This is a genomic window from Streptomyces sp. NPDC088097 (genome assembly GCF_044741845.1).
In the GTDB taxonomy this organism is placed as follows: Bacteria; Actinomycetota; Actinomycetes; order Streptomycetales; family Streptomycetaceae; genus Streptomyces.
In genome coordinates, this window is the sequence record NZ_JBIUTJ010000003.1 from 668410 (window position 1) to 693555 (window position 25146).

Here is a 25146-nt window from a genome sequence, read left to right on the forward strand (position 1 = left end):
CCCGGAGGTCACGCCCTGCGGGGCGGCAGGGAGCGTGCCCGGTCGCGGCGTACGACGAGGGCCATCGCGGCGGCTCCTAGGACGGACAGGACGGCGGTCCAGCGCAGCAGCGTCTCGATGGCCGGGCCGTCGGAGGCGGCGTGGGCGGCGGAGCCGCTGATCACCTCCAGCAGGGTGGAGGCCACGGCCACCGAGACCGCTCCCAGCAGGACCAGCGAGGTCAGGACGAGGCCGGACGCGGCGGCGAGGCGGCCGGGGGCGACGTAGGACTGGGTGGCGACGTTCGTCAGGGCCCAGCCGAGGCCGACCCCCACCCCGACGACGGCGAAGACGGCCGTGTAGAGCGCGAGGTTCTCGATCCAGGTCAGGGCGTACAGGCCGACTCCGCTGAGCAGCAGCGCCGCGGCCATCAGCGTTTCGGGGCGGATCCGTTCGGCCAGGTGACCGGCGCCGTAACTGGCGGCCCCCGCCCCGACGGACAGGGACAGGAAGATCAGCCCGGAATCGAGGGGGGAGAGCCCGCGCGCCTGTTGGAGGTAGAGCGCGGAGAACACGGCGACCAGGCAGTAGACGATGTTCGACACGGATCCGGCGAGGGTGACGGCGACGAAGGGGCCGTTGCGCAGGAGCGCGAGGTCGAGCAGGGGGTGCGGGGAGCGGCGCTCGACGAGGACGAACACGGCCAGGAGGACGACGCCGGCGACCGCGCAGCCGAGGGTGGCGGGGGACGTCCAGCCCCACCGCGCCCCCTGGTCCACGGCGATCATGATGCCGGTGAGGCCTCCGGCCAGGGTCAGTACGCCGGGGAGGTCGGGGGCCCGGCCGGCCTCCTCGTCCCGGGTCTCGGGCACGTGACGCAGCAGGAGCAGTACGGCGACGAGGCAGAAGGGCACGTTCAGCAGGAACACCGCCCGCCAGCTGACGTGTTCGGCCAGGGCTCCGCCGACGAAGGGTCCCAGGGCGGTGCCGATGGCGCTGAAGGCCAGCACCGTGGCCACGGCCCGGCCCTGGCGGGCGTCCCGGAAGTACGCGGTGACCACCGCGACGGAGACGGGCAGGATCAGGGCGGCCGTGCACCCCTGGACGGCGCGGCCGGCCGTCAGCCAGGCGGTGCCGCGGGCGGCCGCGCACACGACGGAGACGAGGGCGAAGCCGATGAGCCCGGTGACGAGGACGCGGCGGCGGCCCAGCAGGTCGGCGGCCCGACCGCCGGTGATCATCAGGGCCCCGAGGGTGAGCATGTAGCCGCTGACCAGCCACTGGAGGTCGGTGGTGGGCGTGTGGAAGTCGCGGCCGATGACGGGGAGCATCAGGTTGAGCGCGAACCAGTCCATCTGGACGAGCAGCATCGAGATGGCGGCGGCGGCGATGACCGCCCGGTCGCGCCGGTCGAACCGGCGCCGCCGGCCCCCGGTGGGCGTCGCCCGGGTCGTCACGGCCGTCCCTACGGGTGCGGCTCGGTCGGGACGCAGAGCACGGGCACCGGCGAGAGGTGCAGGAGCTTGTGCGGGGTGGAGCCGAGGAGGGCGCCGCGCAGCGGGCTGTCGCCCCAGCTGCCGACGATGATGACGCGGGCGCGGTGGCGTTCGGCGGCGGCGAGGAGCGCCTGGGCCGGTCGGTCGTCGACGACCTCCACGGCGGAGGGCACCCCGGCCTCGTCGGCCTCGGCGACGGCCCGCGCGAGCGCGGTGCGGCCCGCCTGGAGCAGGGCTTCGCGGTGGGCGCGGTACTCCTCGCCCGTGTTGCCGGGGGCGGCGGCCCCGTAGACGAGGACGAGGGGCTCGCCGAAGGCGGTGGCCACCTCCAGCGCCACGCGCAGCGCGCGTTCGGCGCCGGGCGACTCGTCGTAGCCGAGGACCACGGACATCGGACCTCCTCAGTTCTTTCCGCCGTGGACGAGCGCCGGGTCGACGACCCCGCGTCGTTCCTGCCAGAACCTGCCGTCCCGGATCCGCCAGTAACACATGAGCAGGACGCCGACGACGGCGATCCCGATGCCGATGACCAGGGGCGGACCGAGGCCGAACCAGGAGGTTCCGCCCGCCGAGTTCTCCGGGTTGGACATGTCGCCGATGGACTCCACCAGCAGCCAGGCGAGCAAGCCGGCGCCGATCAGCGGTCCGACGCCGATGAGCAGGAAATTGTGCGGGCTCTCCAGGAGGTGGCGGCGGTAGTAGACGGCGCAGGCCACCCCGGTGAGCGCGTAGTAGAAGGCGATGAGCAGGGAGAGCGCGGTCAGGGAGTCGAGGAGGGCGTTCTCGCTGATCTGGTTGACGACGAGGTACCAGGCGATGGCGATGCCGGCGACCCACCAGGTGCTGACGTCCGGGGTGCGGAAGCGGGGGTGGATGTGCGCGAGGTGCGGCGGGAGGGCGTGGCGCCGGGCCATCGACAGGGCGGTGCGGGAGGCGGGGATGATCGTGGTCTGGGTGGAGGCGAGGGCCGAGGTGCAGACGGCGAGGAGCACCATCCAGTCCCAGCCTCCCATGACCTCGTGCGCGAGGGTGGCGAAGACGGCCTCCTCCTCGCCGGCGTTCTCGGCGAGGAACCGCGTGCCCGCGTAGGCGACGACGGCGTAGCCGACGGCCAGGTACGTCACCAACAGCACCACGGTCGACCAGATGCCCGCCTTGCCGGGGGCGGTCGCGGAGTTCTCGACCTCCTCGGTGAGGTTCACGGCGGATTCCCAGCCCCAGTAGATGAACACGCCCAGGAGCAGCCCTCCGGTGAGGGCGGACCCGCCCGCCCCGAAGGGGTTCAGCCAGGAGAGGGAGGGGGTGGTGCCGTCGAGGCTGCTGGTGCCCGCGTAGACGCGGTAGAGGGCGACCACCGCGAAGGCGAGGAGGAAGAAGACCTGGGCGAGGATGAGGACGTCCTGGAGCCGGGCGGACATCTCGGTGCCGATGACGCAGACGGCGGTCATCGCGAGGATCACCACGATGGCGAGGCCCTGGCGGATCCAGGCGTTCGTCGCCCAGTCGTCGAGGCCGGCGGCGAGCAGCCCGAAGTGGACGGCGACGTCCGCGAGGGAGCCGATGACCAGGACGCCGGTCATGGCGATGGCCCAGCCGCCGAGCCAGCCCGCCCACGGGCCCATGGCCCGGGTCACCCAGGAAAAGGTGGTCCCGCAGTCCTGGTCGACCTTGTTGAGGTAGTAGAAGGCCGCGGCGATCAGCAGCATCGGGACGAAGGAGGCCAGCATCACGCCCGGGGCGTAGAGGCCGACCAGCGCCACGATGGGGCCGATGACGGCGGCCAGGGAGTAGGCCGGGGAGGTGGAGTTCAGGCCGATGACGAGGGCGTCGAGGAAGCCGATCGCGTTCGCCTTGAGGCCGGGTCCGTCGGGGTCGTCCGGGAGCATGGCCCCCGCCGGTCCGCCGCCGCCCGCGCGGCCACCGCCCGTGCCGCCGTGGCCCTGGTCGCCGTCGCCCTCGTCCATGTACGCATCGTCACGCACCCGGTGCCGACGCGCGAGGTGAGCCGGACCGGGTGTGTCCGTCAGGGCGGGGCGTCACCGCGCGGAGCGTGGCCGGGCGGGGTCAGGCGCGCGTGTTCCAGCCCGCGATGACCGGGAGGCCGTGCTCGGTGGACAGGACGCTGACGGTGCCGGTGCGCAGCAGGAAGAGGCGGCCCTCGGTCGGGGGCAGGCCGAGGTAGCGGGCGGTGAGCACGCGCAGGAAGTGGCCGTGGGCGACGAGGACCACGGTGCCCCGGTCCTCGCGCAGCACCTTTCCGGCGCGGGCGAGGACCCGGTCGGCGCGGGCGCCGACCTGCACGGCGCTCTCCCCGGGGTGGTGGACGTCGCCCTGCGGGACCCCGTCCGTCCACAGCGACCAGTCGGGCCGGGTCCGCCGGATCTCGGCGGTGGTGATGCCCTCGTAGCCGCCGTAGTCCCATTCGTGCAGGTCGGGGTCGGGGACACCGTCGCTCAGGCCGGCGAGTTGGGCGGTGGCCACGGCCCGGCTCAGCGGGCTGGTCAGCACCAGGGCGGGGTGGCGGTCGCGGAAGAAGGGGGCGAGCGAGATGGCCTCCTCGACGCCTTGGGCGGTCAGCGGGACGTCGGTCAGCCCCGTGTGCCGTCCGTCGGCGCTCCAGGCCGTCTCCCCGTGCCGCACCAGCAGAAGATCGCTCATCCTGGGAACCCTATGCCCTGCGGCGTTTCGGCGCCGGAGCAATCGGCGTGCGGGAGGCGGTGTGCGGGCGATTTCGGGGGTCGGGAATTCGCTGCGAAAACGCTGCAACTTGGCCCCGGGTGGCTCGCCGGCGAGGCTCGTTGCATGGACGAGAACACCCTCACCGCCGCCGCCACCGCCCCCGCACCGGACCGGGACACCGCCCTGTCGGCAGGGTTCCGGGCGGGCGAAGAGGGCGTCATGGAGGCGGTCTACCGGCGCTGGGGGCCGTTGGTGCACTCCCTGGCCCGGCGGTCGCTGGGGGACGAGCGGGAGGCCGAGGACGTCACCCAGCAGGTGTTCCTCGCGGCCTGGCGCGGCCGGGCCGGCTACCGTCCGGGCCCCGGCGGTCTCGGGGCCTGGCTGACCGGCATCACCCGCCACAAGATCGCCGACGCGCTGGAGGCCCGTACCCGGCGGGCCCGGGTGGCCGCCGCCGCCGCGCTCGCCGCCCCCGGGGGCGAGCGCTCCCCCGCCGGAGCCGGACGCCCCGAACCGGAGCAGGCCGTCGACCGGGTCCTGGTCCTCGGGGAACTGGCCCGGCTGCCGTTCGCGCAGCGGCGGGTCCTCGCCCTGGCCTTCTACGCCGACCTCTCCCAGAGCCAGATCGCCGACCGCACGGGGCTCCCGCTGGGCACCGTCAAGAGCCACATGCGGCGGGCGCTGCACGTCCTGCGTCAGTCGCTCGGCCCGCTTCCGGGCCCTGCCGGCCGGGTGTCCGTCCCGCGATGACCGCGAGGCCCGAGCGGAGCCCGAACAGCCGCTCGGTGCGCGCCTCCTGGACCTCGGGGCCCCAGCCCGGCCCGGCCAGGAACAGCGCCGATCGGCCGCGCGCCCCGCGCAGCCCCCACTCGATGCCGGCCACGGAACGCACCAGCGCCCGGTCGGCGGTCGTTCGGGACTGCGACCAGAGCACGGCGGCCCGGGGCCCCGTACGCCGCACCGCGTCGCGCAGCGCCTCGGCGGGCAGGGCGGCGCCGAACATCCGTACCGGGACGCCCCGTTCACCGAGGGCGGCGGCCAAGGCCTCTATGGGGAGGCAGTGCAGCTCGCCGGGGACGCAGGCGAGGAGCACGGGGGCCGCGCCGGGAAGCTCGGGGGCGGGCCGCACTCGGTGCAGGGCGGCGGAGACCTGCCACGACAGCAGGTGCTCCACCTCGATGTAACGCTCCCCCGCCGAGGCCCACTTGCGGCCCACCGCGTGCAGGGTCGGCGCGATGATCTCCTCCCAGGCGGTGACCGGACCGTGCTCCGCGAGGGCGGCGTCGAGCAGGTCGGCCACGGTCGGCGCGTCCAGGCGTACGGCGGCCCGTGCGAGCCCCCTCGCCTCCGGCCGCACCTCCCCGAGGGGGAGGGCGCCGGGCCCGCCCGGGTTCATGGCCGCTCCCGGGCTCGCGGCGGGAGCGCCGGGGGCTTCGCCGAGCGCGGCCCGCGCCGCCTCGGACGGGGGGACGCCGTGTGCGGTGAGCCGGCACATCTCTTCGAGGCGGGCGATGTCCCGGGGGGTCCAGCGGCGGTGCCTGCCGTCCTCGCGCTGGGCGGGGCCGATGGCGTAGCGGCGCTCCCAGGAGCGGAGCGTGGTCGGGGAGACGCCCAGGCGCCGAGCGACCGCGCCGGTGCTGAGGGCGGGTTCGGGGAGCGGCGGCACGGGGTCCACCCGACTCAGGATACGGGGCCGGGGCGGCCCTGGCGGAAGCGGCCGAGGCCGTCGGCGAGGTCGACCAGCGGATCGGGGTAGTCGTAGCGGAGGCGTTCGAGCCCGGGAAGCTTCCACGGTTCGTGGACGTGGGGCGCGGGCAGTTCGGCCAGCTCGGGGATCCACCGGTGGACGTAGCGGCCCTCCGGGTCGTACCGCAGTCCTTGGCGGACGGGGTTGAGGACCCGGTTGGGGCGGGTGTCGGTGCCCGTCCCGGCCACCCACTGCCAGTTCATCTGGTTGTTGGCGACGTCCCCGTCGACGAGGAGGTCGAGGAAGTGGCGGGCTCCGATGCGCCAGTCCACGTAGAGGGTCTTGGCGAGGAAGCTCGCCGCGAGCAGCCGGGCGCGGTTGTGCATCCAGCCCTCGTGGGCGAGTTGGCGCATCGCGGCGTCGACCACCGGATAGCCGGTGCGGCCCTCCTTCCAGGCCTGGACCTCCTCCTCGGCGGCCGGTCCGGTGCGCCACCGGTCCTGGCGGGGGCGGTAGTCCTCGGCGGCGGCGCGGGGGCGGGCGGCCAGAACCTGGTGATGGAAGTCGCGCCAACACAGTTGACGTACGAAGGCCTCGGCGCCGGGTCCGCCGGCGGCGCGGGAGCGCTGGACCGCCTCGGCGGGCGAGAGGGTGCCGAAGTGCAGGTGCGGGGAGAGCTTGGAGGTGGCGTCGGCGGCGAGGTCGTCGTGGACGTCCTCGTAGCGGGTGATGCCGGCGCGCAGCCACCGGGTGAGCAGCTTGCGCGCCTCCAGTTCCCCGCCGCGCGCCAGCCCGGGAGAGGTCCCGGTGACGGCGGAGCGGGCGGGCACGGCCTCGGAGCCGATGGCCTCGGGCACGCGGACGGCGCGCGGGGCGGCGGTGACGGGGCGCAGGGGCAGTTCCGTCCAGCGGCGCAGGTAGGGGGTGAACACCGCGAAGTGGTCGGAGCCGGAACCGGAGGGGAGGACGGCGCCCGGGGCCACCGCCGTGATCACGGTGTCGTGGACGTACAGCCTGCGGCCCAGGTCCTCCAGGGCGGTGCGCAGGCGTTCCTCACGGGCGTGGGCGTAGCCGCTGACTCCGGCGGCCATGTGCACCTCGTCGGCGTCGGCCTCCTCGACGAGGGCGCAGACCTCGTCGACGGGGTCGCCGGAGCGGATCACGAGCCGCCCGCCGCGTTCGCGCAGGCCGGAGTCGAGGTCGGCGAGGCAGTCGGCGAGGAAGGCCAGCCGGTTGGGGGCGGCGAAGCCGGTGTCGCCGATGGCGCGGTCGCGGACGAAGAGCGGGACGACGCTGTCGCAGGAGGAGAGCGCGGCGCGCAGGGGCGGGTGGTCGTGCAGGCGCAGGTCTGAGGTGTACAGGACCACGGCGATGTTCATGGCGCTCGGCTCCGCGTCAGGGGTGGGGGCGGCGACTGTCGGGAGGTTCTTCGGCTCGGGGGGCCGGTCCGGATGCGGTGGGCCCGGGGCGGCCGGCGGCGGGGGCGGGGGCCCGGTCGGGGGCCGGCCCGGACGCCCGGTCGGAAGCCCGGTCGGACGCCTGGCCGGGCGCGGCTTCCTGGCGTTCGGCGGCGTGGGCGATGTTGCGGGCCATCCCGCCGAAGACGACGGCGTGGAAGGGCGACACGCTCCACCAGTACAGGTGGCCGAGGAGGCCGTGCGGGTGGAACAGGGCCCGCTGGCGGTAGCGGGAGGCGCCGTCGGGAGCGCCGGAGGCGGGGTCGGGGTCGCCGCCCGGGGCGGGCTTCGGGTTCCCGTCCGGGTCGTGCTTCGGGGTGCCCTCCGGGTCTGCGTGGAGCTCCAGCCAGGCCAGGCCCGGGAGCCGCATCTCGGCGCGCAGCCGGAGCAGCCGGCCGGGCTCGATCTCCTCCACCCGCCAGAAGTCGAGGGAGTCGCCCACCCTGAGCCGGGCGGCGTCGCGCCGCCCCCGGCGGATGCCAACGCCGCCGACGAGCCGGTCCAGCCAGCCCCGTACGGCCCAGGCCAGCGGGAAGGAGTACCAGCCGTTGTCGCCGCCGATGCCCTCCACCACCCGCCACAGGGCGGCCGGGGAGGCGTCCACGGACAACTCCCGCTCGTCGCTGTAGAGGCTGCCGCCCGCCCAGTCGGGGTCGGTGGGCAGCGGATCGCTGGGAGCGCCGGGGAGGGAGGCGGAGGACCAGCGGGTGGTCACCTTGGCCTCCCGCACCCGCCGCAGGGCCAGCTCCAGGGCCTGGTCGAAGCCGATCGGGGCGCCGGGCGGGTCGGGGACGTAGCGGGCGATGTCGTGCTCGTCGCAGACCACCTCGTGCCGCAGCGATTCGGCGAGCGGCCGGGCCAGGGCCCGGGGCACGGGGGTGACCAGGCCGATCCAGTGGCTGGACAGCCTCGGCGTCAGCATCGGGACGCGCACGATGAGCCGTTTGGGCAGCCGGGCGACCTGGGCGTAGCGGCGCATCATCACCTCGTACGTGACCACGTCGGGGCCGCCGATGTCGAAGGTCCGGCTGACCTCGGGCGGCATGCCCGCGCTGCCGACGAGGTAGCGCAGGACGTCCCGGACGGCGATGGGCTGGATGCGGGTGCCGACCCAGCTGGGCGTGACCATGACGGGCAGTCGTTCGGTGAGGTAGCGCAGCATCTCGAAGGAGGCGGAGCCGGAGCCGATGATCACCGCGGCGCGCAGCACGGTGGCCGGGACCCCGCAGTCGAGGAGGATCTCGCCGACCTCGGCGCGCGAGCGCAGGTGCGGGGACAGTTCGTGGGCCGGGACGTCCTTCGGGATGAGGCCGCCGAGGTAGACGATCCGGCGCACCCCGGCCGCGCGGGCCTGCTCGCCGAAGGTCCGGGCGGCGGCGCGGTCGCGTTCCTCGAAGCCGGAGCCGGTGCCCAGGGCGTGCACGAGGTAGTAGGCGACGTCAATGCCGTGCATGGCGGGCGCCAGGGTGTCCGCGTCGGTGACATCGCCGCGCACGACCTCGGCGCGGCCGGCCCATTCGTGATCGCGCAGCCGTTCGGGTGAACGGGCCAGGCAGCGGACGCGGTGTCCGGCGTCGAGGAGTTCCGGGACCAGACGGCCTCCGATGTAGCCGGTGGCGCCGGTGACCAGGCAGTGCAGACCGGACTCGGCGGTCGCGTCGGTGGTCGCGTCGGTGGTCGGTGACACGTCGGGCGTGGGTGACACGTCGGTCATGGGTGTCTCCGCTCCTTTTGTCGCTCCTGGTGCCCCCTGCGGGACTTCCACCGGGCGGCCGGGTTCGGATGCGCCCGATCCGCTTGAACGTTCACCCGTTCGGTGCATCCGGGCGGGGCGTCGCGGCCGAATCCCCGGCGAACCGGTCGACGGCGGCCGGTCGTGGTCGGGCGCACCCGACTGCGTCCGACTGCCCGCTCGTCCCAGCTCAACACACAATCCCCCGGCACACCCGTCCCACCGCCGGTCACCTCCGTCCCGTCCGACCCCTTCCGTCCCGCACCCGGGAGTGCCATGTCCCCGTCCCCCCGGATCACCCGTCTGGTGATTCCGTTCGTCCTCCTGGTCGGCTGGCTCGCCATCGGCGGAGTCCTCGGCCCCTACGCCGGAAAGCTCGGCGAGGTCGCGACCAACGACCAGGCCGCCTTCCTGCCGCGCAGCGCCGAGTCCACCCGGGTGGCGCAGGCCCAGCGGGAGCTGCGGCAGGCCGAAGCGCTGCCCGCCGTCGTGGTCTGGACGGTCCCGGAGGGCCGGACCGTCACCGCGGGGCAACGGGAGGCCGCCGGAGCCGCCCTGGCCTCTCTCGCCGCCCGGCCGGACCTGGCCGGACCCCCGTCGCCCGCGCTGCCCGCGCCGGACGGGCGGGCCCTGCGCGGGGTGGTCCCGCTGCGGCCGGACCTCGGGGACCGGCTGCCCGGCGCCCTGGACGAGGTCCGGGCGGCAGCCTCGCGGGTGCCCGGGACGACGGTCCGGATCGCCGGTCCGGCGGCCACCCAGGCCGACCTCAAGGACGCCTTCGCCGGGATCGACGGCCTGCTGCTGGGCGTGGCACTGGGCACCGTGCTGGTGATCCTGCTCGGGGTGTACCGCAGCGTGTTGCTGCCCCTGGTGGTGGTCTTCGCGGCCGTGTTGGCGCTCGGACTGGCCTGCGCGGTGGTGTACGCGCTGGCCGACCGGGGGCTCGTACGGGTCGACGGCCAGGTGCAGGGGATCCTGTCGATCCTGGTCATCGGCGCCGCGACCGACTACGCGCTGCTGCTGACGGCCCGGTTCCGGGAGGAACTGGCCGTACGTTCCGACCGGTTCGAGGCGATGCGCGCCGCCTGGCGCCGCACGTGGGGCCCGGTGACGGCGAGCGCGGCGACGGTGGCCCTCGGGTTGCTCGCCCTGCTGCTCAGCGACCTCACCAACAACCGGGCGCTGGGGCCGGTCGGCGCGGTGGGGATCGCCTGCGCCGTGCTGGCCGCGCTGACCTTCCTGCCCGCCGCGCTGGTCCTGCTGGGGCGGGCCGCGTACTGGCCGGCCCGACCGCAGGCGGGTCCCGACGGAGGTCATCGGCTGTGGGCACGGGTCGCCGCGCTGGTGGACCGGGCCCCGCGCCGGGTGTGGGCCCTGACCCTGGTGGGTCTGCTGGCCTGCGCGGCCTTCGCTCCGACGCTGGAGTCCAAGGGGGTGCCGCTCGACGAGATCTTCGTGAAGGAAGCCCCCTCCGTCTCGGCGCAGGCCGCGCTCGGCGCGCACTTCCCCGGCGGGGCGGGCAACCCGGCCGTGGTCATCGCCGACGCGGACCGCGCGGCGCGGGTGGTGGCGGCCGCCGGGGCGACCGAGGGGGTGGCCGGCGCGGCGGTGGTCGGCGCGCCCGGTCCCGGCGGCCGGGGCCGGATCGACGCCACCCTGGCCGACCCGGCCGACAGCCCGGCGGCCGAGGCGACCGTGGTCCGGCTGCGCACCGCGGTGCACTCCGTCCCGGGCGCCGACGCCCTGGTCGGCGGTTACACGGCCCAGCGCCACGACACGCAGGCCACCGCCGCCCGCGACCGGATGCTGATCGTCCCGGTGGTCCTGGCGATCATCCTGGTGATCCTCGCGGGGCTGTTGCGTTCGCTGGTGATGCCGGTGTTGCTGGTGGCCACCGTGGCGCTCAACTTCCTGGCCACGCTGGGTGTGTCGGCCCTCGTCTTCCGCGGCGTGTTCGGCTTCACCGGGACGGACGCCTCGGTGCCCCTGTACGGGTTCGTGTTCCTGGTGGCCCTCGGTGTGGACTACAACATCTTCCTCATGTCCCGGGTCCGCGAGGAAACCGTCGCGCACGGCCACCGCGAAGGTGTCCGGCGGGGACTGACCTCGACCGGTGGGGTGATCACCTCCGCCGGGGTGGTGCTCGCGGCGACGTTCGCGGCCCTCGGGGTGATCCCCCTCGCCTTCCTGGTGCAGATCGCCTTCATCGTCGCCCTCGGGGTGCTCCTGGACACGCTGATCGTCCGCTCCCTGCTGGTCCCGGCCCTGGTCAGGGACCTGGGGCCGATCTCGTGGTGGCCCGGTTCGCCGCAGGACACATCCAAGACCCCCTCTCGCTCCGAAGAGGGAGCGAAGGCATGAAGGAGGGAGCGAGATGACCGAGCGAGGACGACCGCGCACCGCCGTGGTCGGCGGGGGTGTCTCGGGGCTGACGGCGGCGTACGTGCTGGCCAGGACCCATGAGGTGACCCTGTACGAGGCGGACGAACGCCTGGGCGGGCACGCCCACACCCACGAGGTGAAGGGACCCGACGGGTTGGTGCGCCCGGTGGACTCCGGTTTCATCGTGCACAACGACCGCACCTACCCGCACCTGCTGCGCCTGTTCGGCGAGTTGGGGGTGGCCACCCGGCCGACCACGATGAGCCTGTCGGTGCGCTGCGAGGGGTGCGGCCTGGAGTACGCGGGGGCGCGCGGGCCGCGCGGCCTGTTCGCCCGGCCGTCGAACGCGCTGCGTCCCGCGTACCTGCGGATGCTGGCACAGGTGCCGGCCTTCCACCGACAGGCCCGGCGGCTGCTGGCGACACCCGCGGGGACGTACGAGATCACCCTGGGCGAGTTCCTGGAGCGGGGCGGCTTCGGGCCGTACTTCACCGGGCACTTCGCGATCCCGCTGGTGGCCTCGGTGTGGTCCTGCCCGCCGGGCGGCGCCCTCTCCTATCCGGCCCGCTACCTGTTCCGGTTCCTGGCCCACCACGGGATGCTCGCGGTGGGCGGCTCCCCGAACTGGCGGACCGTGGAAGGTGGTTCGGCCCGGTACGTGGAGCGGGTCCGGGAGGAGCTGGGTCTCGGCGCGGTCCGTCAGGGCGTGCCCGTTCGGTCCCTCGCCCGCACCGGGAGCGGGGTGCTCGTCACCACGGCCGACGGGGCTTCGGACGCGTACGACTCGGTGGTCGTGGCCGTCCACGCCGACCAGGCACTGGGGTTGCTGGCCGATCCGACGGACGCCGAGCGCGCGACGCTCGGCGCCTTCCACTACTCCCGCAACCGGACGGTGCTGCACACCGACGCCTCCGTGCTGCCCCGCGCCCCGGGTGCGCGTGGCTGCTGGAACTACCGGCTGGACGGCTGCCGACCCTCCGAGGTCCCCGTCCAGGTCAGCTACGACATGAACCGCCTCCAGGGCCTGGACGCCCCGGAGCCGTACGTGGTCACGCTCGGCGGCGACGAACGGGTGCGCCCGGACCGGGTGATCGCCGAGATGGAGTACGAACACCCGCTGTACACGCCCGAGTCGGTCGCCGCCCAGCGCCGACTGCCGGAGCTGTCGGGGCCGGTGACGGCCTTCGCCGGGGCCTACCACGGGTGGGGGTTCCACGAGGACGGCTGCCGTTCGGGCGTGGAGGCGGCCGCGGCCCTGGGGGTGGAGTGGTGAGCGCCGTCCTGCCCGAAGCCGGGCCCCGGGTGGTGGCGCCGCGCCGGCCCGCGCTCTACGACACCGAGACACGGCACGTGCGCGCGGGCCGCGGGCCCTCGTACCGGTTGCGGCACCGCACGTATATGTGGCTGGTCGACCTGGCGGAACTCCCGCGCCCACCCGGGCCGTTGCGGCTGCTCGCGGGCTTCGACGCGCGGGACCACTTCGGCGGCGGCCTGCCCACGATCCGGGCCGGCCTGGACGCGTTCCTCGCGGCGCGCGGGGCCGCGCTCCCGCCCGACTCCCGGGTGCTGATGCTGGCCCACGCGCGGGTGTTCGGGTACGTCTTCAATCCGCTGTCCGTGTACTGGTGCCACGCCCCGGACGGGCGGCTCCTGCACGTGGTCGCCGAGGTGCACAACACCTACGGCGGCCGACACGTCTACCTGCTCGGCCCCGAGGTCGCGCAGTCGGGCGGGCGGACCGCCAAGGAGTTCCACGTCTCCCCCTTCTTCGGGGTGGACGGCGACTACCTGATGCGCCTGCCGGTGCCCGACGAGCGGATCTCGCTGTCGGTGCGACTGTCCGGCACCGCGGACGGCGCCCGGCTGACGGCGACCGTCAGCGGCGGGCGCCGCCCGGCCACGGCGCCCGGACTGCTGCGGGCCGCCCTGCGTCATCCCTGGTCCACCGTCGGCGTGGCGGTGGGCATCCGATTCCACGGCGTCCGGCTGTGGCTGCGCGGCCTCGCCGTGCGGCCGTGCCCCCCACACGTACCCCAGGAGGGTGTGAAGTGAGCGTTTCGACCCTTCCGGCCGTGCCGCCGTGTTCCCGCACGAAGGCGGCCGTCGGCCGGATGATCATCCGGCGGGCGCTGGACCGGCTCCCGCTCCAGGTCCGCATGGGCCGGGCCGAACTCCTCGGCCGCGGCGGTCCCGCCATGGCCGTCCACGATCCGGCCGCCTTCGAGCGGCGCATCACCGCCGAGGGCCTGATCGGCTTCGGCGAGTCCTACGTCGCCGGGGAATGGGACGCCCGGGACCCGGTGGCCGTGCTGACGGTTCTGGCGGGCCACGTGGAGGCACTGGTGCCCGCCCCGCTGCAACGTCTGCGCGGCCTGTGGGCGGCCCGGCACCCGACCCTCGAACGCAACACCCCGGACGGCTCGCGGAGCAACATCCGGCGGCACTACGACCTGTCGAACGAACTCTTCGGGGAGTTCCTCGACCCGACGATGACCTACTCCTCGGCGGTGTTCCGCGCCCTGCCCGCCTCCTGGAAGGAGCTGCCCGCGGCCCAACACCGGAAGATCGACATGCTGCTGGACCTGGCACAGGTGGGCCCGGACACACGGCTGTTGGAGATCGGGACCGGTTGGGGCGAGCTGGCCCTGCGGGCCGCCCGGCGCGGGGCCCGCGTGGTGACGCTGACCCTCTCGCACGAGCAGCGGGAGCTGGCCCTGCGCAGGATCGCGGCCGCCGGGCTGGAGGGCCGGGTGGAGGTCCGGCTGTGCGACTACCGCGAGGCGACGGGCCGGTACGACGCCGTCGTCAGCGTGGAGATGATCGAGGCGGTCGGCGCCGAGTACTGGCCGGTGTACTTCGCCACGCTGGACCGGCTGTTGGCGCCGGGCGGGCGGGTCGCGCTCCAGGCCATCACCATGCCGCACGAGCGGATGCTGGCCACGAAGGACACGTACACCTGGATCCAGAAGTACATCTTCCCGGGCGGGATGCTCCCCTCGGTCCAGGTGATCGAGGAGATGGCGCGGGCGCACACCGGACTGCGGGTGACCCGCTGCGAGGGCTACGGGGCGCACTACGCGCAGACGCTGCGGCTGTGGCGGGAACGCTTCGCCGAGCGGGCGGACCGGGTGGCCGCCCTGGGCTTCGACGAGACCTTCCGCCGGATGTGGACCTTCTACCTGGCCTACTGCGAGGCCGGTTTCGCCTCGGGCTACCTCGACGTCCACCAGATTCTACTGACGGGTGCGGGTGGCCGGGACGGGGGTGAGCGGGAGTGAACTGGTCCGGATTCGGCGTCAACCTCGCGGTCTCCGCCCTCGCGGCGCTCGCCGTGATGCTGCTCGCCTTCGCGGTGGGGGTGCGCAGACACCTGCACCGGGTGGTCGACGTGGCCTGGGGCCTGGCCTTCGCGGCCGTGGCCGTGGCGACGTACGCCACCGCGGGCGGGGGCGGGGGCCGGGTCCTCCTCCTGACGGTGCTCACGGTGGCGTGGGGGCTGCGGCTGGCCGGGCACATCGCGTGGCGGGGGCGGGGCCACGGGGAGGACCCGCGCTACGAGCGGATGCTCGCCCGGGCCCCGGGCAGCCGGAGCCTGTACGCGCTGCGGAAGGTGTACCTGCTCCAGGCGGCGCTGGTGTGGCTGGTGTCGCTCCCGGTGCAGGCGGGTGCGTACGCGGGCGGCCGGCTCGGCCCGCTCGCGCTGGTCGGGGTCCTGCTGTGGCTGACGGGCGTCACGTTCGAGGCGGTGGGCGACCACCAGCTGGCCCGCTTCAAGGCCGATCCCGCGCACCGCGGCCGGATCATGGACCGCGGGCTGTGGTCCTGGACCCGGCACCCGAACTACTTCGGGGACTTCTGCGTGTGGTGGGGGATCTACCTGGTCGCCTGCGGGTCGCCGGCGGCGGCCGCGGTGTCCCTCGTGGCCCCGCTGGTCATGTCGTACCTGCTGATCGCCGGGAGCGGGAAGCGGCTGCTGGAGCGGCACATGGCCGGGCGGCCCGGGTACGCCGAGTACCGGGCGCGGACCAGCGGCTTCCTGCCGTGGCCGCCGAGGCGGGAGCCGTCCGCGGACGGGGCCGGGTGAGCCGGGCCGCGAGCGGCGCCAACCGGGCCATTGGTACAGTCCGGACATGCCGGTGGACGAGCTGGACACGCGCATCCTGGGCCTGCTGATCGCACAGCCGCGCACGAGCGTGCGCGAGTACGCCCGGATCCTCGGCGTGGCCCGGGGCACCCTCCAGGCCCGCCTCGACCGGCTCGAACGCACCGGCGTGATCACCGGGACCGGTCCGGCGCTCTCCCCCGCCGCGCTCGGGCACCCGGTGCTGGCCTTCGTGCACATCGAGGTCACCCAGGGGCGGCTGGACGAGGTGGGCGACGCCCTGTCCGCCGTCCCGGAGATCGTCGAGGCCTTCTCGATCACGGGTGGCGGCGACCTGCTGACCCGGGTGGTGGCGCGGGACAACGCGCACCTGGAGGACGTGATCCAGGGCCTGATCCGCCTTCCGGGCGTGGTCCGCACCCGTACCGAGATCGCCCTGCGCGAACGGGTCGCCCACCGGCTGCTGCCGCTCGTGGAAGCCGTGGGGCGAGCGGCGGGCAAACCCTGACAGGATGGTGGAGACAGGCACACGCACGGCAGGACGGGCACTCCGCATGATTTCCGTCATATTCGACCTCGACGGCACCCTCGTGGACAGCGAACCGAACTACTACGAGTCGGGTCGCGTCACCCTCGAACGCCACGGCGTCCCCGACTTCACCTGGGAGGAGCACTCCCGGTTCATCGGGATCGGGACGCTGGAGACCCTGGAGATCCTCAAGGAGCGCCACGCCCTGCGGGCCCCCGTCGGGCAACTGCTCGAAGAGCAGAACGCCGCCTACCTGGAGCTGGCGCGCAGGCGTACGGACGCCTTCCCGGAGATGCGCAGGTTCGTCGAGCGGCTGCACGCGGAGGGCGTCCCGATGGCCGTGGCCTCCGGCTCCTCCCGGGAGGCCATCGACGCCGTGCTGGCGGGCACCGGTCTGGACGCGGTGCTCACCACCGTGGTCTCCGCCGAGGAGGTCGCCCACGGCAAGCCCGCCCCGGACGTGTTCCTGGAGGCGGCCCGGCGACTCGGGGTGGCTCCCGCCGACTGCGTGGTCGTCGAGGACGCCGCCCCGGGCGCCGAGGCCGCGCGGGCGGCGGGGATGCGCTGCGTGGCCATCCCCTACGTGGCGCTGTCCGCCGGCGACCCGGCCTTCGCCGCCGCGGACCTGCTCTTCGCGGGCGGCCAGGCGGAGTTCAGCGCGGAAGCCGCCCACGACTGGCTCACCGAACGGCGCACGGCCTGAGGAATCCGCGGCACCCGGCCCGAGCGCACCGGCCGGAGGGGGCGCACGGCCCGGGGGCACACCGGCCGGCGAAACTGCCCCCGCGGACTGCCCCTCGTACCGGCGCCCCGCTCCTACGCTCGGCCCCGGCGGCGCGACAGCACGCCGCTCCGGACCAGGAGAGGGCTTGATGCACATGAAGAGGAACAGACTGGCGACGGGCGGCGCGGCGGTCGTCATGGCGGCCGGCATCGCGATCGCGGCGGCCGGGACGGCGAACGCCGCCCCCGTCGGCGGCGCGCGGATCACCTCGGTGGAGCAGCTCCACGCGAACCTCACGCAGGCCGTGGCCCAGGAACAGGCCCTCGGCCTCCAGGGCACCCTCGGCGACCCCATCGGCCGTGAGGTCCTCGCGTCGGCCGACGCGCTCGACAGCTGACGGGACGGTGAGCACCGTGGGAAGCGAGCAGCGGACGACGACGGCGGCCGAGCCGCCCACCTGGTGTCCGAGCGGTGAGGCGCGGGCGCCCGAGTCCCTCGTCCTCGGAGTCCGCTCGGCGGTCGACGGTCGGGTGACCTACCTGGCCGATCCGGTTCCGGCGGCCGAGGTGCTCGGTTCGCTCCCCGAGGGGATCGAACCGACGCGGGTGCTGCGCTTCGCCTCGCATTGCGTCTCGGCGTGCGCCAACCGGCGGGGGAACGACTGCTCCCTGGTGGAACGGGTCCTGACCCTGCCCGAGGCGGCGCCGGACGCCCGCGCGGTCCCACGGTGCCACCTGCGCGCACGGTGCCAGTGGTGGCAGCAGTCGGGCGTGGCCGCGTGCCACCGCTGCCCGGCGGTCACCACGGCCACCTTCAAGGAGGACGCGCTGGCCACGCTGGTGGCCGACCCGTCCACCACGCCCGAGCAGTTGGCCGCCTGGATCGCGGAATCCGCCTGAGCGAGGAGGCCGGCCCGCGCCCGGGCCCGGACACCACCCCACCGCCCCCGTGCGGCGATGCACTCCATCGCCGCACGGGGGCGGCCTCGTTGCCGGGCGCTTGATGCCTGACACCCTGCTCCTGACACCCGGCGCCCGGCTCCTGACGCCTGGCATCCCAATATCGGAGACGCGTCGTCCGACAGGCGAGACACCATTGACCGGCGCCCCGCCGGCCGGCTACCTTCTGCCGCATGTTGCGTTCAGCCATGCTCACCACGCGCGGTCACATCGACCTGCTGCGGGTGGCCTCCGCCGCGTGTCGCCGCGGCTGCTGACGCCCAATTTCCCTCCGTGCCACCAGCGCTCCGCGCTCGGCTGTCGCACGCCCTGAACACCCCCTGCCGCACGGGCCGTTGAGGCCCACGCCCCCGAACCGCTCCGCCGTACCGGCGTACGCGTCCGGCCGGGCGTCCGCGGCCTGACGCGTACGCCTCCCCCGCTCGTCCCGTCCGTCCCGCACGGCACTCCCGTCCCCTCCGCCCCTCCTCCTCCGTGGAGCCTCGATGAGCCTCGACCACGCACCGCCCGACATATCCCCCAAATCGGTATCCCACACCATCGATCCTTCCGCCGAGCCCACCCCGACTTCCGCCTCGACCCCCGACCGCCGGGCCCCCACGCTCGTCCCCGTCGTACCGACCTCGGTGCGTCGTGGGTCCCCGCCCCGCTGGCTGCGCCGGACCGCGGGCCCCCTGGCGCTGCTCGCACTGTGGCAACTCGCCAGCACCTTCGGGGTCCTGGCCCCGGAGACCCTCGCGCCGCCGTCGACCATCGCCTCCGCCGGCGCGGACCTGATCGGGGACGGCACCCTGCCGTCCGCGATGTGGATATCCCTCCAGCGCGTCGCGATCGGCCTGTTGATCGGCGGGGCGGCCGGTACGGCCCTCGCGCTGCTGTCGGGGCTGTCCCGGCTCGGGGAGGACCTGATCGACGCGAGCGTGCAGATGCTGCGCACCGTCCCGTGGGTGGGCCTCATCCCCCTGTTCATCATCTGGATGGGCATCGGCGAGGCTCCGAAGGTGGCCCTGATCGCCCTCGGCACGGCCTTCCACCTCTACCTGAACGTCTACGCCGGGATCCGCGGCGTGGACGAGCAACTCATCGAAGCGGGCGGCGCGTTGGGGCTGGGCCGCTGGGGTCTGGTCCGACACGTGGTGCTGCCGGGCGCGCTGCCCGGCTTCATGACCGGGCTGCGCTACTCCCTCGCCACCGCCTGGCTCGCCCTGGTGTTCGGGGAGTCCATCAACGCGGACGCCGGCATCGGGTTCCTGATGAACCAGGCGCGCGAGTTCTTCCGTACGGACGTGATCGTCGTCTGCCTCGCGGTCTACGCCCTCCTCGGCCTCACCGCCGATCTCGTCGTCCGCGCTCTCGAAAGGCTGCTGCTGCAATGGCGACCGACGTTCACGGGTCAGTGATCCCCCGGACAGCCGTACGCGTCGACGGGCTGACGCGGTCCTTCGCCGGACGGGCCGTCATCGACGGCCTCGACCTGAGCCTGCACGCGGGCGAGTTCACCGTCCTGCTGGGGCGCAGCGGCTGCGGCAAGTCCACCCTGCTGCGGATCCTGGCCGGCCTGGACCGGGAGATCTCCGGCGAGGTGCTCGTCCCCGAACGCCGGGCGGTGGCCTTCCAGGCGCCCCGGCTGATGCCGTGGAAGCGGGTATGGCGCAACGTCCTGCTCGGCCTCCCCGGTCGGCCCGAACGGGAGCGCGCCGAACGGGCGTTGGCCGAGGTGGGACTGGAGCACCGCGTCGATGCCTGGCCCAAGACCCTGTCGGGCGGCGAGGCCCAGCGGGCCTCGCTGGCCAGGGCCCTGGTGCGCGAGCCCGATCTGCTGTTGCTGGACGAGCCGTTCGGCGCGCTGGACGCGCTGACACGGATCAACGCGCAGCGGTTGGTGTCCGAGCTGTGGCAGCGGCGCGGCTGCGCGGTGCTGCTCGTGACGCACGACGTGGACGAGGCGGTGCTCCTGGCCGACCGCATCCTCGTCATGGACGAGGGCCGGATCGCCTACGACGTCCGCGTGCCCCTGGAGCGGCCCCGTTCGGCCGGCGACCCGGGCTTCGCCGAACTGCGCGGCCGACTCCTCGCCGAACTCGGCGTCCACTGAGGCCGTTGGCGCCCCACCTCCTCCCGCCCCATCCCGATTCGCCGCACCCCGATTCGCCGCATCCCCTTCCGCCCGCCCCGTACGAGAGATCGAAGAGAACCGACATGAGACGCCGTTCCCTGCCCCTGCTCGCCGCCCTGATCCCGCTGTCGCTGGCCCTGTCCGCCTGCGGCGGCAACTCCGCCGCCGACAGCTCCGAGCCGGCCGGCCAGGAGGGCACGAAGGCCGGCGGAGCGGGCGGAGCCTCGGTCACGCTGAACGTCGGCGACCAGAAGGGCGGATCCGAGTCGCTGCTGCGCGCGGCCGGCGAGTTGGACAAGCTCGACTACACGATCAAGTGGTCCACCTTCACCTCCGGTCCGCCGATGCTGGAGGCGGTCAACGCCAAGGCCGTGGACATCGGCGGAGTGGGCAACACCCCGCCCGTGTTCGCCGCCGCCGCCAAGTCGAAGATCACCGTGGTGGCCGCCACCCACGGCTCCTCGGCCGGCGAGGCGATCCTGGTGCCCAAGGACTCCCCGCTGAAGTCCCCGGCCGAGCTGCGCGGCAAGAAGATCGCGGTGGCGCAGGGCAGTTCGGCGCACTTCCAGCTGATCGCCGGCCTCCAGGCGGCCGGCCTGACCCCCACCGACGTGCAGATCACCCTGCTCCAGCCCGCCGACGCGCTCGCCGCCTTCAACAGCGGCAAGGTCGACGCCTGGGCGGTCTGGGACCCGTACACCTCCCAGGTGCTGCGCGCCGGCGCCCGGGTGCTGACCAACGGCGAGGGCATCGTCAACGGACTCGGCTTCCAGGTGGCCGCGCCCTCCGCCCTGGCGAACGGGGCGAAGAGCAAGGCCATCGCGGACTACCTCCAGCGCCTCCAGCGCGCCCAGGACTGGGTGTTCACGCACCCGGAGGAGTGGGCGAAGGTCTGGTCGAAGGAGACCGGCCTCCCGTACGAGGTGGCCCTCGACGCCGTCAAGCGCAGCAACGGCAGCCGGGTCACGGTGGCCGTCGACGACGCGGCCGTCGCCTCCGAGCAGAAGATCGCCGACACCTTCGCCGAGTTGAAGCTGATCCCCGGCAAGGTCGTCTTCAAGGACTTCGTGGACACCCGCTTCAACCGCGACCTGCCGCCCTCCACCACCGCCCCGCGCGTGTCCGGGAAGGACTCCTGATGACCGTCCGACTGCACTGGTTCCTGCCGACCGGAGGCGACGGCCGCACCCTCGTGGACCGGCACGCCTACGCCCACAACACGGCCACCGCCGGGGTGCGCGCCCCCGACATCGAATACCTCGCCCAGATCGCGAAGGCGGCCGAGCGGCTCGGCTTCGAGGCCGTGCTGACCCCGACCGGGACCTGGTGCGAGGACGCCTGGCTGACCACGGTCGCCCTGGCCCAGCACACGGAGCGGCTGAAGTTCCTCGTCGCCTTCCGGCCCGGGGTCATCTCGCCCACGCTGGCCGCGCAGATGGCGGCGACGTACCAGCGGATCACCCGCGGGCGGCTGCTGCTGAACGTGGTGACGGGCGGGGACTCCGCCGAGCAGCGGCGTTTCGGCGACCACCTCGACCACGACCGCCGCTACGAGCGGACAGCCGAGTTCCTCTCGGTGGTCCGGGGGGTGTGGGGCGGCACGCCGTACGACTTCCAGGGCGAGCACTACCGGATCGACGGCGGGCTGACGGCGCTGCCGCCGGACCCGCTGCCGGAGATCTTCTTCGGGGGCTCCTCGGCGGCGGCCGGGCCGGTGGCCGCCGAGCACGCGGACGTGTACCTCACCTGGGGCGAGCGACCGCAGGAGGTCAAGGAGAAGATCGACTGGATCCGCGGGCTGGCCGAGGAGCGTGGACGCACGGTGCGCTTCGGGATCCGGCTGCACACGATCTCTCGGGACTCGGCGAAGGAGGCCTGGACGGCGGCCGACCGGCTGCTCGGGGACCTCTCCGACACGGACATCGCCACCGCCCAGTCCCTGCTGGGGGTCAGCGAGTCCGTCGGCCAGCAGCGGATGCTGGCCCTGCACGGCGGCTCCCGGGACAAGCTGGAGATCTCGCCGAACCTCTGGGCGGGCGTCGGTCTGGTCCGCGGCGGGGCGGGAACGGCCCTGGTCGGCAGCCACGCGGACGTGGCCGACCGGATCGAGGAGTACCACGACCTCGGGATCGAGCACTTCGTGCTCTCGGGCTACCCGCACCTGGAGGAGGCGTACTGGTTCGGCGAGGGCGTGACCCCGGAGCTGGCGTCGCGCGGGCTCCTCGCCGGGCGGGAAGATCCGGTGGCCGCCCGAGGTTGGTAGAACCGTGAACGAAATGGCGGGGTACGCGGAAGCGCCGGCAGAGGTGGACGTGGTGGTCGTGGGCGCCGGCCAGGCGGGCCTGTCCAGCGCCTACCACCTGGCCCGGGCCGGCATCGACCACGTGGTCCTGGACCACGCGCCGCGCCCGGGCGGGGCCTGGCAGTTCCGCTGGCCCTCGCTCACCTACGGCAAGGTGCACGGCATGCACGCGCTGCCCGGCATGGAACTGGTCGGGGCCGATCCGCTGCGCCCCTCCTCCGAGGTGATCGGGGAGTACTTCGCGGCGTACGAGGAGCGGTTCGACCTGCGCGTACGTCGCCCCGTCGACGTGAGCGCGGTGCGCGACGGGGGCTCCGCCGGGCCGGGGCGGTTGCTCGTCGAGTCGGCGTCCGGCAGCTGGTCGGCGCGGGCGCTGGTCAACGCCACGGGCACCTGGGACCGGCCGTTCTGGCCCCGCTATCCGGGTCAGGAGCTGTTCCGGGGGCGCCAACTGCACACCGCGAACTACCCGGGCCCGCAGGAGTTCGCCGGGGCCCGGGTGGTGGTCGTGGGCGGCGGCACCTCGGCGGTGCAGCACCTCCTGGAGATCTCCGAGGTGGCGGCCGGGACCACGTGGGTGACCCGCCGGCCCCCCGTGTTCCGCGACGGCGGCTTCGGCGAGGCCGAGGGACGCGCGGCGGTGGCCCTGGTCGAGGACCGGGTCCGGCGGGGGCTGCCGCCGCAGAGCGTGGTCAGCGTGACGGGGCTGCCGCTCAACGCCGCCGTCCGGGCGGGACTCGACTCGGGGGTCCTGGCACGCCGGCCGGCCTTCGACCACCTCACCCCGACGGGCGTGGCCTGGTCGGACGGCACCCGGGTGGACGCCGACATCATCCTGTGGGCCACCGGCTTCCGGGCGGCCGTGGACCACCTCGCCCCGCTGCGGCTGCGCGAACCGGGCGGCGGAATCCGGGTCGAGGGCACCCGGGCGGTGCGCGACGAGCGCGTCCACCTGGTCGGGTACGGCCCCTCAGCCTCGACCGTCGGGGCCAACCGTGCGGGCGGCGCGGCCACCCGCGCGATCCGCCGCCTCTTGGCCCGCGCCCCGGTCCCGGCGCCCGTCCCCACGCCGGACCGGGGCCGGGGCCGGGGCCGGGGCGTCGGATGAGATCATGGCCGGGTGTCCGAGTCCTCCGCCCCGGCGACCGCCCGGTGGCCGCTCGCGCCGTCCGGTGAGACCGACTGACTGCGCGAGCTGAGCGCAGACGACGGACTCACCGGCTTCATGCCACCGCCCCTGCCGGACGCCGCCTGGGTGCTCAACGCCATGTACGAACACAAGCACGGCCCGGCCGACGTGTCGTACGACGCGTACCGGCGGGCCCGGGTGGCGGACGGCAGCATGCCGCCCGAAACGATCGCGGGCTTCGACCTGGCCGAATCGACCGTCGCCACCGGAGGCGGCCTGGGCCGCGCCGAGCACCCCGGACCGCAGTGGCGTCGGCTGCGCTGGGCGGAACTGGCCCGACGCACCGGCGACCCCCTGGTCCCGGAGGGGACGCTGCCGTGCCACCGCTGCTTCCCCTCGGCCCGGAAGTCCGGGAGTTGGCCGATCGGGATCGCCCCGCCGACCGAGGGAAGCCTGGACCGCGACACCTGGAACCGGCTGGTCGAGATCCTCGTCGAGCAGAGCCCGCAGGGCCCGGACACCCCCTGCCTGGCCTACTTCAACCCGCTGTCGGTGCAGGTCTTCGACTTCGAAGACCTGCGCGTGCTGCGCGGCCGGCTCGGTGACGCGAAGGCCCTGTACGACCACCCGGACACGAATTTCAGCCCGTCCAACCTCTGGGCCGAGGACCGCTCCTGGGTCTTCTGCACGGACTACGACCTCTGGGCCACCAAGGTCGCCGGCCCCGCGCCGCTCGTCGAGGCCCTCCTGGACGACTCCGAGATCGAGGCCGTCCGCCTGCCCTGGGCCTCCTGAGGCCCGAGGGGCCTCAGGAGCCCTTCGCCGTCGGCGACGGCTTGACCCCCTTGGCGGCCGACACCGCCTTGAGGTCCTTGGGCTCCTTGGGGCTCGGGGCCTTGGGGTCTTTGGGGTCCTTGGGGTCCTTGGGGTCCTTGGGGTCCTTCGGAGGCTTCGCGCCCTTCGCCTCCGCGCCCTTCGCCTGCGCCCCCTTCGCCTCCGCGTCGGGCGGTGCTCCCGTGGCCGCCGGTGCTCCCGCCGCCGCGCGCAGTCGGTTGAACTCCGCCACGTTCTTCTTGTGCTCCTCGTAGGTGGCCGCGAAGCGGGTGTCCCCCGGTTTTACGGTGACGAAGAACAGCCAGTCCCCGGGGGTCGGCGCGACCGCCGCCGCCATGGCCTGGAGTCCGGGGCTGTCGATCGGGGTCGGCGGCAGGCCTTGGCGTTCGTACGTGTTGAAGGGGTGGTCGATCCGGGTGTCGCCGATCTTGGTGTCGACGGTGCTGCGGTTCAGCGCGTAGTTGATGGTGGAGTCCATCTGCAAGGGCATCGACTTCGCCAGCCGGTTGTGCACCACCCGCGCGACCTTGCCCATGTCGGCCGGGTTGTCGGCCTCCGCCTCGATGATGCTGGCGAGCGTGGCGGTCTGGTAGGCGGTCATGCCGTGGGCCTTGCCCCCGTCGGCGACGGCCTTCGTGGCGAGCTTCAGGTTCGCCGTCTGCACCATGTGGGTGAGCAGGGCGACCGGGGTGGACTTGGAAGTCACCGGGTACGTCGCCGGGAAGAGGTACCCCTCCGGGTTTCCCTTCGCCTCCGCCGGCAGGGCCAAGGGCGCGGCGGCGACGGCCTTCTTCGTCGTCCCGGCCGGGAGCTTCAGCTCACGGTCGACGGCGGCGTACACCTGTGCGGCCCGCCAGCCCTCGGCGACGAGCAGGTGCCGCGGCTTCTCGGGTGTTTGCGCGGCGGGCAGCATCGGGACGACCACCGCCGCGCCGAATCCGAGCAGCGCGCAGGCGAAGAGCGCCAGGCGACCTCTACGGGTGAGCCGGGAGCGGTGTTGGGGCGGCCGGTACTCATGAGGCATGCCGGAACGCTAACC

The 25146-nt window shown here is 74.1% G+C and carries 24 protein-coding genes and 1 pseudogene; 17 read left to right on the plus strand and 8 right to left on the minus strand.

All coding sequences use genetic code 11. From position 1 onward, the window contains the following. Window positions 1-8: 8 nt before the first annotated feature. The 4 genes from ACIOD1_RS13240 to ACIOD1_RS13255 form a co-directional block, all read right to left on the minus strand. A complete protein-coding gene (locus ACIOD1_RS13240) occupies window positions 9-1436 on the minus strand; it encodes an MFS transporter (protein WP_365623750.1) in 1428 nt (475 codons plus the stop codon). Window positions 1437-1444: 8 nt separating this feature from the next. Beyond that, entirely contained in the window at window positions 1445-1867 is a 423-nt protein-coding gene (locus ACIOD1_RS13245) for a universal stress protein (protein WP_365623752.1), read from the minus strand. 9 nt (window positions 1868-1876) lie between these two features. Then, the gene (locus tag ACIOD1_RS13250) at window positions 1877-3361 is read right to left on the minus strand and encodes an APC family permease (protein WP_365623835.1); all 1485 of its coding nucleotides are present in this window, start codon (window positions 3359-3361) and stop codon (window positions 1877-1879) included. Window positions 3362-3539: 178 nt separating this feature from the next. Beyond that, window positions 3540-4133 carry a histidine phosphatase family protein gene (locus tag ACIOD1_RS13255; protein WP_401902168.1) on the minus strand — a complete coding sequence of 198 codons (594 nt, stop codon included), beginning with the start codon at window positions 4131-4133 and terminating at the stop codon, window positions 3540-3542. A 144-nt stretch (window positions 4134-4277) separates the two neighbouring features. On the opposite strand from ACIOD1_RS13255, the gene ACIOD1_RS13260 reads away from it, so the two are divergent. Then, window positions 4278-4904 carry a sigma-70 family RNA polymerase sigma factor gene (locus ACIOD1_RS13260; protein ID WP_365623756.1) on the plus strand — a complete coding sequence of 209 codons (627 nt, stop codon included), beginning with the start codon at window positions 4278-4280 and terminating at the stop codon, window positions 4902-4904. On the opposite strand, the gene ACIOD1_RS13265 is transcribed toward ACIOD1_RS13260, so the two are convergent. The 3 genes from ACIOD1_RS13265 to ACIOD1_RS13275 are packed head-to-tail and all read right to left on the minus strand — an operon-like array spanning window position 4813 to window position 9012. Further along, on the minus strand, window positions 4813-5829 hold the full coding sequence (locus tag ACIOD1_RS13265; RefSeq protein ID WP_365623758.1) for a MerR family transcriptional regulator: 1017 nt from the start codon (window positions 5827-5829) through the stop codon (window positions 4813-4815). The genes ACIOD1_RS13260 and ACIOD1_RS13265 overlap by 92 nt on opposite strands. A 5-nt stretch (window positions 5830-5834) precedes the next feature. Then, window positions 5835-7220 (minus strand): deoxyribodipyrimidine photo-lyase, encoded by a 1386-nt coding sequence (locus ACIOD1_RS13270; RefSeq protein WP_365623760.1) that lies wholly within the window; start codon window positions 7218-7220, stop codon window positions 5835-5837. A 16-nt stretch (window positions 7221-7236) separates the two neighbouring features. After that, on the minus strand, window positions 7237-9012 hold the full coding sequence (locus ACIOD1_RS13275; protein ID WP_401902170.1) for an SDR family oxidoreductase: 1776 nt from the start codon (window positions 9010-9012) through the stop codon (window positions 7237-7239). 294 nt (window positions 9013-9306) lie between these two features. Here ACIOD1_RS13275 and ACIOD1_RS13280 point away from each other — a divergent pair, with 294 nt between their 5' ends. The 16 genes from ACIOD1_RS13280 (at window position 9307) to ACIOD1_RS13355 (ending at window position 24068) form a co-directional block, all read left to right on the plus strand. Further along, window positions 9307-11391, plus strand: coding sequence for an MMPL family transporter (locus ACIOD1_RS13280; RefSeq protein WP_401902171.1), 2085 nt, complete (start codon window positions 9307-9309; stop codon window positions 11389-11391). Between the two features lie 13 nt (window positions 11392-11404). After that, on the plus strand, window positions 11405-12685 hold the full coding sequence (locus ACIOD1_RS13285; protein WP_401902173.1) for an NAD(P)/FAD-dependent oxidoreductase: 1281 nt from the start codon (window positions 11405-11407) through the stop codon (window positions 12683-12685). Further along, complete coding sequence (locus tag ACIOD1_RS13290; RefSeq protein ID WP_401902174.1) at window positions 12682-13464, plus strand: DUF1365 domain-containing protein; 783 nt, start codon at window positions 12682-12684, stop codon at window positions 13462-13464. Before ACIOD1_RS13285 ends, ACIOD1_RS13290 begins: the two co-directional genes overlap by 4 nt. Beyond that, window positions 13428-14690: a class I SAM-dependent methyltransferase gene (locus tag ACIOD1_RS13295; protein WP_401902176.1), complete on the plus strand. Its 1263-nt coding sequence runs from the start codon at window positions 13428-13430 to the stop codon at window positions 14688-14690. Before ACIOD1_RS13290 ends, ACIOD1_RS13295 begins: the two co-directional genes overlap by 37 nt. After that, the gene (locus ACIOD1_RS13300; RefSeq protein ID WP_401902177.1) at window positions 14687-15496 is read left to right on the plus strand and encodes a DUF1295 domain-containing protein; all 810 of its coding nucleotides are present in this window, start codon (window positions 14687-14689) and stop codon (window positions 15494-15496) included. Before ACIOD1_RS13295 ends, ACIOD1_RS13300 begins: the two co-directional genes overlap by 4 nt. 46 nt (window positions 15497-15542) lie before the next feature. Then, the gene (locus ACIOD1_RS13305; protein WP_365623768.1) at window positions 15543-16022 is read left to right on the plus strand and encodes an Lrp/AsnC family transcriptional regulator; all 480 of its coding nucleotides are present in this window, start codon (window positions 15543-15545) and stop codon (window positions 16020-16022) included. 46 nt (window positions 16023-16068) lie between these two features. Next, window positions 16069-16746: an HAD family phosphatase gene (locus ACIOD1_RS13310; RefSeq protein WP_365623770.1), complete on the plus strand. Its 678-nt coding sequence runs from the start codon at window positions 16069-16071 to the stop codon at window positions 16744-16746. A 175-nt stretch (window positions 16747-16921) separates the two neighbouring features. Continuing rightward, window positions 16922-17164, plus strand: coding sequence for a hypothetical protein (locus ACIOD1_RS13315; protein WP_401902181.1), 243 nt, complete (start codon window positions 16922-16924; stop codon window positions 17162-17164). Between the two features lie 16 nt (window positions 17165-17180). Further along, a complete protein-coding gene (locus tag ACIOD1_RS13320; RefSeq protein ID WP_365623773.1) occupies window positions 17181-17666 on the plus strand; it encodes a hypothetical protein in 486 nt (161 codons plus the stop codon). Between the two features lie 248 nt (window positions 17667-17914). Continuing rightward, complete coding sequence (locus ACIOD1_RS13325; RefSeq protein ID WP_351286961.1) at window positions 17915-17983, plus strand: putative leader peptide; 69 nt, start codon at window positions 17915-17917, stop codon at window positions 17981-17983. 228 nt (window positions 17984-18211) lie between these two features. Continuing rightward, complete coding sequence (locus ACIOD1_RS13330; protein WP_401902183.1) at window positions 18212-19126, plus strand: ABC transporter permease; 915 nt, start codon at window positions 18212-18214, stop codon at window positions 19124-19126. Further along, window positions 19099-19821: an ABC transporter ATP-binding protein gene (locus ACIOD1_RS13335; RefSeq protein ID WP_365623777.1), complete on the plus strand. Its 723-nt coding sequence runs from the start codon at window positions 19099-19101 to the stop codon at window positions 19819-19821. The genes ACIOD1_RS13330 and ACIOD1_RS13335 overlap by 28 nt, the downstream gene beginning before the upstream one ends. Before the next feature lie 104 nt (window positions 19822-19925). Further along, complete coding sequence (locus ACIOD1_RS13340; RefSeq protein WP_401902185.1) at window positions 19926-20981, plus strand: ABC transporter substrate-binding protein; 1056 nt, start codon at window positions 19926-19928, stop codon at window positions 20979-20981. Next, on the plus strand, window positions 20981-22105 hold the full coding sequence (locus ACIOD1_RS13345; protein ID WP_401902186.1) for an LLM class flavin-dependent oxidoreductase: 1125 nt from the start codon (window positions 20981-20983) through the stop codon (window positions 22103-22105). The genes ACIOD1_RS13340 and ACIOD1_RS13345 overlap by 1 nt, the downstream gene beginning before the upstream one ends. Before the next feature lie 13 nt (window positions 22106-22118). Then, window positions 22119-23252 carry an FAD-dependent oxidoreductase gene (locus ACIOD1_RS13350; protein WP_401902347.1) on the plus strand — a complete coding sequence of 378 codons (1134 nt, stop codon included), beginning with the start codon at window positions 22119-22121 and terminating at the stop codon, window positions 23250-23252. Between the two features lie 117 nt (window positions 23253-23369). Next, entirely contained in the window at window positions 23370-24068 is a 699-nt protein-coding gene (locus ACIOD1_RS13355; RefSeq protein WP_401902187.1) for a hypothetical protein, read from the plus strand. A 235-nt stretch (window positions 24069-24303) separates the two neighbouring features. On the opposite strand, the pseudogene mltG reads toward ACIOD1_RS13355, so the two are convergent. Further along, a pseudogene (gene mltG / locus ACIOD1_RS13360) lies at window positions 24304-25131 on the minus strand (endolytic transglycosylase MltG); the annotation flags it as partial. Window positions 25132-25146: the final 15 nt, after the last annotated feature.